We start from the raw sequence: 11,130 nt of genomic DNA on the forward strand, positions 1-11,130 counted from the left end.
AGCCGATACTATCTGTGCGTATCTAAAATGTTTAGAAGAGCTCAGCGCTGGCAACCATGAGTATGAACAAGCCAAACGTCGGCTAGAAGAAACTCTCGAACAGCGAAAAAGCCCGGAAATGGACTACTTTCTCACCACCTTTGCCCCGAGCTTTGAATTATCACTAGACGAGATAAGCTAGCCGGGTATAAGTTGCTTGTAATTAAATAAAATCAATTTGATAGGTGATATTTTGAATTCTCAACTCGAATCCTCTTTTGTACTCGAACAAGAGTGGCAACATCGAAATGACGATGAACACAAAATAAGACGTGATGATCACCGCAGCCCTTATCAACGAGACCGAGCACGCGTACTTCACTCTGCCGCTTTCCGTCGCCTACAAGCTAAAACTCAAGTGCACGGCACCACGGTTAATGACTTTCACCGCACGCGCCTAACTCATTCGCTAGAAGCAGCGCAGCTTGGCACAGGTATCGTTGCTCAACTGAAGAAAAAGCAACCTGAGTTTCGAGACCTTCTGCCTTCAGATAGCCTAATTGATTCTTTATGTTTGGCTCACGATATCGGCCACCCGCCATACGGGCATGGCGGTGAAGTTGCACTCAACTATATGATGCGCGAACACGGCGGCTTTGAAGGCAATGCGCAAACCTTTCGCATTGTCACCCAGCTAGAACCTTACACAGAGCACCACGGGATGAACCTGTCTCGACGTACCCTGTTAGGACTAATCAAGTACCCTTCACTACTCAGTGAAGTGAAGGCAAAAGAACAACCAGAACCCGTTAAGCACCAGCGACAACTTCGTGCCAAAGACTGGATGCCAGCGAAAGGTATCTACGATCATGACGAAGAGTTATTCAACTGGGTACTTGAACCGCTTTCTGTTAACGATCAACAGCTTCTCAAACAGAAAAGAAAGTCGCACACAGAGCCACTAGAGCATAACAAGACTAAGTATAAGTCACTCGACTGTTCCATCATGGAGCTTGCCGATGACATCGCTTATGGCGTGCATGATCTGGAAGATGCGATTGTGCTTGGTTCAGTGACTAAAGCGCAGTGGGTTGAATCGGCTTATCCGCAGTTAAAAGAGATGGCGGACCCGTGGATCTGTGAACACCTAGATTCCATCACAGAGATGTTGTTTTCTGGCGAGCAGTACCGCAGAAAAGATGCCATTGGTGGGATTGTTAACGCGCTGCTGACGAGTATCTCGATTAAGCCTGTTGATGAAAGTTTTGAGAACTCACTGCTTGCCTACAATGCCGTATTGGAGCCAAGCATGGATGCTACCCTCGACAAGCTGAAACACTTCGTCAGCGAATTCGTTATTCAAGTACCACAAGTTCAAGTTATTGAGTACAAAGGTCAGCAGATCATCATGGATATGTTTGAAGCCTTCAGCGCCGATCCTGAACGCCTGTTACCACTGCCCATCAAGAAGCAATGGCTACAACATCAAGATGCATCCAGAAAGATGCGCGTGATCGCCGATTACATCTCATCAATGACCGACGACCTTGCTCAGAAGATGCACCAACAGCTGTTTTCTGCACATACCGAGTTCTAGGCTTACTCGCGGTACTTAGACTCAGCGAACTTAGACAAGTATTGGTGAGATTACACTAAGTAGTTTTTCTCAAATACGCCCGGCGGCATTTGATTGATTTGAAACTGAATCATTTGGTCAAATGCCGTTAGCAGTGGACTGAAATCTCGGTCACCTTCTAACAAGTTCAGCAAATGGTACCCAGCTTCTACCGTCGACAAGCTATTTTCGCTTGGCGCTTTACGGATTCGGTAATTGCCTTTGAGATCTTTTGGTAGATGGACCGTGCTTAGCGCATGCAAGTTACTCGACACTTGCCACATCTTGAATGCCTTCTTCCAAGTTCCATCCAACAGAATCACACGCAGCTTTTTATTCGGGCGTGTTACAGACTCGACAGACACAGAATGTTCACTCGGATACAAAATCACGTGCTGATATTGCTCATCAGCCAGCAATGCATTCAGTCGTTCATTGTCTGAAAAATCTTCGCCGACAATCGTCACACTGTTTTTTAAAGATAACGAGAGGATACGCGCGGTTCCCATCGGACGATGCTCTTCTGATGGGTGCTGAAGAATGATAAGCTCAACGTTCGATTCTAGTGGTGTAACCCACTGACAAATACAAGCTTTCAAAGCCTTGCTGCATTGGGGGCAATAACGAGACATGGATGTAATGTGTACCCTGTTTTAATTTTCACTTCACTTTTATGCGTCATATTCCAACTAGAGCCAGTGCAAGCTTGGGTCGTTTGGGATAAAAGTGCGATTGTCGATGGACAATGGTGGCGGATCCTAACAGGAAACTTTTCACATACCAACTACTCACACCTGCTAATGAATCTAGCAGGCCTGTGGATCATCAGCTACCTATTTCAACCGACACGAAAACAACTTATTTCTGCGTTAGTTCTGATCAGTTTAGTCACAGGATTGGCTCTGTTACTTTCAAGCATTCAGATTTATGTAGGCTTGTCGGGAACACTGCATGGATTGTTTGGGTTATTCGCGCTCAGAGAGGCGTTAAGCGGTAGGAAATCGAGTTGGCTGTTGGTATTAGGATTAGTCGCTAAAATAGCTTGGGAGCAGCTTATAGGTCCTTCTAGCACAACTGGTGAACTGATTAACGCGAGAGTGGCTATTGAAGCCCACCTAGCAGGTGCACTGGCAGGCGGGTCCATGGCTATTGTTTCATTTTTCATGAGTAGAAAAGCGAACTAAAGCAGTATCCTTTCGCGATTCTTTTCAACCGTAGCCTCACCAATCCCTTTCACACTCACCAAGTCGTCAGCACTAGCAAACGCGCCGTGCTCAGTTCTGTAGTCGACAATATCTTTAGCTTTCTTATCGCCCACGCCGACCAGTAACGCTGATAGTTCCTCTGCGGTCGCGGTATTAATGTTTACCGTAATCTCAATCCCATCATAAAGCTCAGCCTTGGTTGGGCTGTCTGCAAATGCTGTAGGGCTTAAGAAAATCAAAAATGAAAGAAGTAGTGTTGAATATAAAGTGCGCATAATCCATTCCTTTGTGAAAAAAGGTAATTTATGCGTTTGCAGCAAGAGATAACATAATCGCCAGATAAAAATAAAGCGGGCCACCTAAGTGACCCGCTTTGTTATACATCTTATTTTCATCAGCTTGCTTGTTGGCTCACAAATCTGTTTTTGGAATTCAACTAGCCAGACAATTGATGATTATTGACCTTGGCCTACAACGTAGTATTCAACGTCTGCGTTTTTACGTAGTACGTTTAATACGTTAGTTAGATCCTGCTGGTTACCAACACGCTCTAACTGAGCACCAATTTGAGTGCTGTATGCAGGGTTAATTTCAGCCGTTACTTTAGACAGCTCTACAACAACGATGTTGCCGTTTTGGTCTTTAGATTGGCCGAATACAACTTTGCCTTCTTCCGGCTTCGCTAGAGCGAACACAGACGCAGCTAGTGGAGAGTTACGGTCAATCGTCTCAAGTTCTGTGAACTCAAGGTTGTTTTCCGCTAGTGCTGATTCGTTACCAGCTTTAAGGTCGTTAACTAGAGAAACACCTAGCTCAACAGCTTGCTCTTCCGCTTTAACAGCAGATAGCGCAGCCACAACTTGATCTTTCACTTCTTCAAGAGGAAGAACTGTCTCATCACGAGTCTCTTCAACACGTACGACGATTACGTGCTCAGGAGCGACTTCGATAACTTCAGAGTTTAAGCCATCTTCTTTCACTTCAGGGCTCAAGATAGCTTGCATTACTGCAGGCGTCTTCAACACTTCAGGTGCATCTACTTGAGAGATGAAATCTGTTGTTGTGATCTTAGCGTTGATAGCTTCTGCAGAATCATCTAGTGAGTCAGGGAATTCAAACGCTACTTTTTCTAGCTCAGTTTGCATTTCGTAGAACTGGTCTACTGCGTGTTGGTCTAGAAGTTCTTGTTTAATCTCCGCTGCTACTTCTGCGTATGGCTGAGATTCAGGCGCTTTTAGTTCGTCTAGCTTGATGATGTGGTAACCGAAGTCAGACTTAACTAGGCCAGTTGTATCACCAACATTCTGAAGAGCGAAAGCTGCGTCTTCGAAAGCTGGGTCCATCACATCACGTTCGATCCAACCTAAGTCACCGCCAACATCTGCACTGCCGAAGTCGTCAGATTTCTCTTCTGCTAACGTAGCAAAATCAGCGCCTGCATTTAGCTCGTCTAGGATTGACTGAGCTTTTGCTTCGTCGTTGCCTTCAACAAGAATGTGGCTCACTTTACGTTGCTCTGCCGTTGAGTACTTGTCTAAGTGTTCTTGGTAGTATTTTTGTGCTTCTTCGTCGCTCACTTCTAGCTGTGACTTAAGTGTTTCAGCAGAAAGTTCAATGTAAGACACTTTAGCTTGCTCTGGACGAGTGTACGCTAGAGGGTTTTCAGTGTAGTACTGTTCGATCTGCTCATCAGTTAGCTCAACGTCTTTCGCAAGGTCAGCAACAGAAAGAGTCACTGTGCGAATGTCACGAGTTTGAGCGATTAGCTTGCTTTGTGTGTCGATTTCGCCTTGAAGAACAAATTCACTGCCTTGAAGTGCTGTCACAAGCTGGTTGCGCATTAGGTCACGACGCATGTATTCAGCGAAGCTTTCTGCGCTGAAACCTGCACGGCGTAGTGCGGCTTGGTAAACTTCTTGGTCGAATTGACCCGCAGTTTGGAACTGAGGCATTTCTAGAATCATTGTACGGATTTGAGAATCGCTGATTCGTAGGCCTAGAGACTCTGCTTGCTGCTCAAGTAGAACGTCGTTGATCATGCGATCAAGTACTGATTTACGGAAAGACTCTACGTACGTAGGGTCTGCAAGCATTTGAGCGAAGTAATCGCCAAGTTGAGATTGCATGCGATTACGTTCGTTTTGGTAAGCTTGTTCGAACTCACCACGACCGATTTCTGTATTGCCAACTTTAGCTGCTGCGTTGTTACCGCCACCGGTGATGTAGCTGCCTACACCTGCGAATACGAATGACAGGATAATCAACCCAAGGATAATTTTTACCGCGATGCTATTCACGCCTTCGCGTAATCGATCCATCATAATTTAAGTGCTCTCCGGATATGAAGCATTGGCTTCAAAATAAAAATCTATTCACGCGATATTATCAGAAAAAGAAATGCGCATCAGTAGGATGCGCATAATTTAAATTAGTTCAATGTGCTTCGCACATATACTGTTTAAGAATGAAACATCATTTTTCAAACAGTAAACGCATTTTACTGCCTTCCCCTCTTTAAAATCGAGGTTTCAGCAGTAGAAATTAGTTACATGCGTCTTTAAGTGCTTTACCCGCTTTGAAGCCAGGTACTTTAGCTTCTGCGATTTGGATCTCTTCACCAGTTTTTGGGTTACGACCTGTACGAGCAGCACGAGTACGAACACTGAAAGTACCAAAGCCAACAAGTGCAACTTGGTCACCTGATTGTAGCGTTGTGCCAACTGCTTCGATGAAAGCGTCTAGAGCGCGACCAGCTGAAGCTTTAGAGATGTCTGCGTTTTCTGCGATTGATTCTACTAGTTGTGTTTTATTCACTGTTTTTCCCCTATGTGTCATCTGTGACTACTTCTCGATGACTGTACGTTCCATTTTGGTTTTAATTTAGCCGCAACCCTTATTGCAAAAGGGCTGCCGCTTTGATCAATAACTTAGCGTCCAAAAAAAACGCTGACAAGCCTTTTCGGGCCTATCAGCGTAATTCTTTACTTATTTTTGCTATGCATCACTATTTTTTCACGTCAAACTCGACCCCTGACGGATCTCGTTCTAGCGCGACTTTCAGTACTTCGTCAATCCACTGAACTGGGATCACCTTCAAGTCAGCGATTACGTTGTCTGGAATCTCTTCCAAATCACGCTCGTTGTCTTTCGGAATCAGTACTGTTTTGATGCCGCCGCGGTGTGCTGCAAGCAGTTTCTCTTTCAAGCCACCGATAGGTAGAACTTCACCACGCAGGGTAATTTCACCTGTCATACCGACCTCAGCTTTCACAGGGTTACCCGTTAAGCTAGAGACAAGTGCAGTACACATCGCGATACCCGCACTTGGGCCATCTTTCGGTGTTGCACCTTCTGGTACGTGAACGTGAATATCGCGTTTCTCGTAGAAATCTGAGTTGATACCCAGTTTTTCAGCACGAGAACGAACCACGGTCATCGCAGCTTGAATCGACTCTTTCATCACATCGCCAAGAGAACCGGTTTGCGTTAGCTTACCTTTACCCGGCATTGCTTCGGTTTCGATAGTTAGCAGATCGCCACCAACTTGAGTCCACGCTAGGCCTGTTACCTGACCAATACGGTTGCTCTCATCCGCTTTACCGAAGTCGTGACGCTGAACGCCTAAGTACTCTTTCAGGTTATCCATGTTAACCGTTACAGACTTAAGGTCGCTGTCTAGCAGGATGTTCTTCACTGCTTTACGGCAGATCTTAGAGATTTCACGCTCTAGGCTACGTACACCCGCTTCACGCGTGTAGTAACGAATAATGCCGATGATTGCAGAGTCTTCAATCTCAATTTCGTGAGGCTTAAGACCATTGCGCTTAACTTGCTTGTCCAACAAGTGGCTCTTAGCAATATTCAGCTTTTCATCTTCTGTGTAACCAGATAGACGAATCACTTCCATACGGTCCAGTAGCGGGCCAGGAATATCCATCGAGTTAGAAGTCGCAACGAACATAACGTCTGACAGATCGTAATCTACTTCTAGGTAGTGATCGTTAAACGCGTTGTTTTGCTCTGGATCGAGTACTTCTAGCAGTGCTGAAGATGGGTCGCCACGCATATCAGAAGACATCTTGTCGATCTCATCCAATAGGAACAGTGGGTTCTTAACACCAACTTTAGACATCTTCTGGATTAGCTTACCCGGAAGAGAGCCAATGTACGTACGACGGTGACCACGAATCTCTGCTTCATCACGCACGCCGCCTAGCGCCATACGCGTGTACTTACGACCTGTAGCAGCCGCGATAGAGCGACCTAGCGAGGTTTTACCTACACCTGGAGGACCAACAAGACAAAGGATTGGACCTTTCAGCTTATTGATACGGTTCTGCACCGCCAAGTACTCAAGAATACGTTCTTTAACACGCTCTAGACCGTAGTGGTCTTCGTTTAAGATCTCTTCCGCTTTCGCTAGATTCTTCTTAACTTTTGAGCGCTTAGCCCAAGGAACGCCAACCATCCAATCGATGTAGCTGCGTACTACTGTTGCTTCAGCAGACATAGGCGACATCATTTTCAGTTTTTGCAGTTCTTGCTCGGTTTTTTCACGAGCTTCTTGAGGCATTTTTGACTCTTCAATCTTCTTCTTCAGAGTCTCGAATTCGTCTGGAGCGTCGTCCATCTCGCCAAGTTCTTTCTGAATCGCTTTCATTTGCTCATTCAGGTAGTACTCACGCTGAGATTTTTCCATCTGCTTCTTAACACGGCCACGGATGCGTTTTTCAACCTGCAGGATATCAATTTCTGATTCCATTTGGCCCATCAGGAACTCTAGACGCTCAGTCACATCTAGAATTTCTAGTACGTGCTGTTTGTCTACCAGTTTAAGTGGCATGTGTGCTGCGATGGTATCTGCAAGACGAGCAGCTTCATCAATCCCATTCAGAGAGGTTAGAACCTCTGGTGGAATCTTTTTGTTTAGCTTAATAAAGCCTTCGAATTGATTGATCGCACTGCGAACAACCACTTCTTGTTCTTTTTCGTCAAGTTCTGAGGTAACAACGTATTCGGCATCCGCTAGGAAAAACTCACTCTCTTTAAATTGGTGAATTTTTGCACGTTGCTGACCTTCAACAAGTACTTTAACTGTACCATCAGGGAGCTTAAGTAACTGAAGAATGGTAGCGACGGTACCTACTTTAAATAGGTCGTCAATTGAAGGCTCATCAGTGTCCGCTTCTTTCTGCGCAACAAGTAGTACTTGTTTGTTAGCTTCCATTGCCGACTCTAGGCAAGTAATCGATTTTTCACGACCAACAAACAATGGAATAACCATGTGTGGGTAAACCACTACATCACGTAGAGGTAGCACGGGGATTTCGATACGCTCGGAACGTTCCAAGTTCATATATTTCTCTCTTCCGCTTTAACTTATAAAGCAGTATATGGGGCTTAAACGACTGGATTCAATGGAAGAATAAAAAAAAGGAGGTAATTGCTTACCTCCTTTTTCAATTTGAGTGACTTGTCTAAAAAAGACCTACTCTGCAACAGCTGCTTGGTTATCTGAGTTGCTGTAAATCAATAGTGGCTCTGACTCACCATTGATTACCGACTCATCAATCACAACCTTGCTTACATCAGTTGAAGATGGCAGTTCGTACATCGTTTCTAGCAGAACACCTTCCAAAATAGAGCGTAGACCACGAGCACCCGTTTTACGGCTCATCGCTTTCTTAGCAATCGCACGTAACGCGTCTTCGCGGAACTCAAGCTCTGTATCCTCTAGCTCAAATAATGCTGCGTACTGTTTAGTAAGTGCATTCTTTGGCTCACAAAGGATTTGGATTAGCGCTTCTTCATCAAGCTCTGTCAGTGTTGTCGTAACAGGTAGACGACCAATGAATTCTGGAATTAGACCGTACTTCACTAGATCTTCAGGTTCTACTTGGGTGAACAGTTCACCAATAGTTTTGGTTTCGTCTTTTGAACGCACTTCAGCGCCAAAGCCGATACCAGAACCTGTTTCTACACGCTGTTCAATCACTTTATCTAGGCCAGCAAATGCACCACCACAGATAAATAGGATCTTAGACGTGTCCACTTGCAAGAACTCTTGCTGTGGATGCTTACGACCACCTTGCGGTGGAACAGAAGCAACTGTACCTTCAACAAGTTTTAGTAGAGCTTGCTGTACACCTTCACCAGACACATCACGCGTGATTGATGGGTTTTCAGCTTTACGAGAAATCTTATCGATTTCATCGATGTAAACAATGCCGCGTTCCGCTTTCGCTACGTCGTAATCACATTTCTGAAGCAATTTCTGGATGATGTTTTCAACATCTTCGCCCACGTAACCCGCTTCGGTTAGTGTGGTTGCATCTGCCATTGTGAATGGAACGTCTAGGAAACGAGCCAGTGTTTCAGCCAGTAGCGTCTTACCACTACCAGTAGGACCGATAAGAAGGATGTTACTCTTACCTAGTTCTACGCCTTCAGCTGTCGTATCACCATTACGTAAACGCTTGTAGTGGTTATATACTGCAACTGCTAGCACTTTTTTCGCGTATTCTTGACCGATTACATAGTCATCAAGGTGCTCACGAATCTCACGCGGCGTTGGCAGCGATTCAGATTCTTTCTTAGGAAGAACATCTTTGATTTCTTCACGAATAATGTCGTTACAAAGATCGACACATTCATCACAAATGTAAACAGAAGGACCTGCGATTAACTTGCGAACTTCGTGCTGGCTTTTGCCACAGAAAGAGCAGTAAAGCAGTTTACCGCTACCACCCTCTTTGCTTTTATCTGTCATTCGCTAACCTCTTAGCCTTTACTCTCTATGGTTTGAGTGTATATCAATTTGCATCACTTTGCGCCAAACAATTGCCCTGCAATTATTGACCGCGGTGATTAAGAACTGAATCCACTAAACCGTATTCTACTGCTTGATCAGCAGACATGAAATTGTCACGATCTGTATCACGCTCAACAACTTCTAGAGGCTGACCAGTGTGCTCTGCCAATAGTTTGTTTAGCTTTTGTTTGATCGTTAGGATCTCTTGCGCGTGAATCTGGATATCAGACGCTTGGCCTTGGAAACCGCCAAGTGGCTGGTGAATCATTACGCGTGAGTTTGGAAGCACGTGACGCTTACCTGGAGTACCACCCGCTAGTAAGAATGCGCCCATAGAACAAGCTTGACCCATACATACTGTGCTCACGTTCGGCTTGATGAACTGCATTGTGTCGTAGATTGACATACCTGCTGTTACGCTACCGCCAGGTGAGTTGATGTAAAGGTAGATATCTTTGTCTGGGTTTTCAGATTCCAAGAAAAGCAGTTGAGCCACGACAAGATTTGCCATGTGGTCTTCCACTTGACCTGTTAAGAAAATGATTCGTTCTTTTAATAGACGAGAATAAATATCGTAAGAACGTTCACCACGGGAAGTCTGTTCAACCACCATAGGAACTAGTGCGTCCATAATCGATGGCATTGTATTTTTTTCTTGGTAGCTCATATTCTTATGTCCCTAAAATAAATGGCCCGAATGATAAAATCATACGGACCATTGTTAGCAGAATTGTCGACCGTACGTCAACCTTCTACGTCAGATATTACTATATTAAGCAGGTTGCTGATTCATTAGCTCGTTGAAGCTAACTTCTTTATCAGAAACTTGAGCTTTAGCGATGATTGCATCAATAGCTTGCTCTTCTAGAGCAACGTTGCGCATGTTGTTCATCATTTGCTCGTTTTGCTCGTAGTAAGCAATAACTTCAGATGGATCTTCGTATGCTGTAGCCATCTCTTCGATGATAGCTTTAACTTTCTCGTCATCAGCTTTTAGTTCTTCAGTCTTGATTACTTCACCAAGTAGAAGACCTACAACTACGCGACGTTTAGCTTGCTCTTCGAACAGCTCACGTGGAAGTTGGTCAGCAGCTTCAGTGTTGCCACCGAAACGTTGAGCAGCTTGTTGACGTAGAACACCGATCTCTTGATCGATTAGAGCAGAAGGTACGTCGATGTTGTTTTCGTTAACTAGACCGTCGATAGCTTGCTCTTTGATGCGGTTCTTAACAGCTTGCTTAAGCTCACGCTCCATGTTCTTACGAACTTCAGCTTTAAGACCTTCAACGCCGTCAGTTGCGCCGAACTTAGCAACGAATTCTTCGTTTAGTTCTGGAAGTTCACGAGCTTCAACTTTGTTTACTTTGATTGCAAACTTAGCAGCTTTACCTTTTAGGTTTTCAGCGTGGTAATCTTCTGGGAAGTTTACGTCGATTTCGAATTCCATACCTGCTGTTTTACCAACGATACCGTCTTCAAAACCAGGGATCATGCGACCAGCGCCCATCTCTAGTGGGAAG

The 11,130-nt window shown here is 44.8% G+C and carries 11 protein-coding genes; 3 read left to right on the forward strand and 8 right to left on the reverse strand.

Annotation, left to right across the window (positions count from 1 at the left end):
• Positions 1 to 181: YfbR-like 5'-deoxynucleotidase (locus BCT81_RS18340; protein ID WP_277869829.1), on the forward strand; the 181-nt coding region annotated here is incomplete at its 5' end.
• 51 nt (positions 182 to 232) lie between these two features.
• Positions 233 to 1,576 carry an anti-phage deoxyguanosine triphosphatase gene (locus tag BCT81_RS18345; protein ID WP_102425393.1) on the forward strand — a complete coding sequence of 448 codons (1,344 nt, stop codon included), beginning with the start codon at positions 233 to 235 and terminating at the stop codon, positions 1,574 to 1,576.
• A 50-nt stretch (positions 1,577 to 1,626) separates the two neighbouring features.
• Here BCT81_RS18345 and BCT81_RS18350 read toward each other — a convergent pair whose 3' ends face one another.
• Positions 1,627 to 2,226, reverse strand: coding sequence for a DTW domain-containing protein (locus tag BCT81_RS18350; RefSeq protein ID WP_102425394.1), 600 nt, complete (start codon positions 2,224 to 2,226; stop codon positions 1,627 to 1,629).
• A 9-nt stretch (positions 2,227 to 2,235) separates the two neighbouring features.
• Between BCT81_RS18350 and rrtA the strand changes: the two genes are divergently transcribed.
• Complete coding sequence (gene rrtA, locus BCT81_RS18355) at positions 2,236 to 2,778, forward strand: rhombosortase (RefSeq protein ID WP_102425395.1); 543 nt, start codon at positions 2,236 to 2,238, stop codon at positions 2,776 to 2,778.
• Here rrtA and BCT81_RS18360 read toward each other — a convergent pair.
• The 7 genes from BCT81_RS18360 to tig form a co-directional block, all read right to left on the reverse strand.
• A complete protein-coding gene (locus BCT81_RS18360; protein ID WP_102425396.1) occupies positions 2,775 to 3,074 on the reverse strand; it encodes a helix-hairpin-helix domain-containing protein in 300 nt (99 codons plus the stop codon). The genes rrtA and BCT81_RS18360 overlap by 4 nt on opposite strands.
• A 180-nt stretch (positions 3,075 to 3,254) precedes the next feature.
• The gene (gene ppiD / locus BCT81_RS18365; protein WP_102425397.1) at positions 3,255 to 5,120 is read right to left on the reverse strand and encodes a peptidylprolyl isomerase; all 1,866 of its coding nucleotides are present in this window, start codon (positions 5,118 to 5,120) and stop codon (positions 3,255 to 3,257) included.
• A 220-nt stretch (positions 5,121 to 5,340) separates the two neighbouring features.
• Positions 5,341 to 5,634, reverse strand: coding sequence for an HU family DNA-binding protein (locus tag BCT81_RS18370; RefSeq protein ID WP_012604504.1), 294 nt, complete (start codon positions 5,632 to 5,634; stop codon positions 5,341 to 5,343).
• A gap of 169 nt (positions 5,635 to 5,803) precedes the next feature.
• Positions 5,804 to 8,155 (reverse strand): endopeptidase La, encoded by a 2,352-nt coding sequence (gene lon, locus BCT81_RS18375; protein ID WP_102425398.1) that lies wholly within the window; start codon positions 8,153 to 8,155, stop codon positions 5,804 to 5,806.
• 132 nt (positions 8,156 to 8,287) lie between these two features.
• A complete protein-coding gene (gene clpX, locus BCT81_RS18380) occupies positions 8,288 to 9,568 on the reverse strand; it encodes an ATP-dependent protease ATP-binding subunit ClpX (protein WP_008220631.1) in 1,281 nt (426 codons plus the stop codon).
• An 82-nt stretch (positions 9,569 to 9,650) separates the two neighbouring features.
• Positions 9,651 to 10,277, reverse strand: coding sequence for an ATP-dependent Clp endopeptidase proteolytic subunit ClpP (clpP, locus tag BCT81_RS18385; RefSeq protein ID WP_004736080.1), 627 nt, complete (start codon positions 10,275 to 10,277; stop codon positions 9,651 to 9,653).
• Positions 10,278 to 10,382: 105 nt separating this feature from the next.
• Positions 10,383 to 11,130: trigger factor (gene tig, locus BCT81_RS18390; protein ID WP_102425399.1), on the reverse strand; the 748-nt coding region annotated here is incomplete at its 5' end.

The sequence above is a fragment of the Vibrio sp. 10N.261.52.A1 genome (genome assembly GCF_002876325.1).
In the GTDB taxonomy this organism is placed as follows: Bacteria; Pseudomonadota; Gammaproteobacteria; order Enterobacterales; family Vibrionaceae; genus Vibrio; species Vibrio chagasii.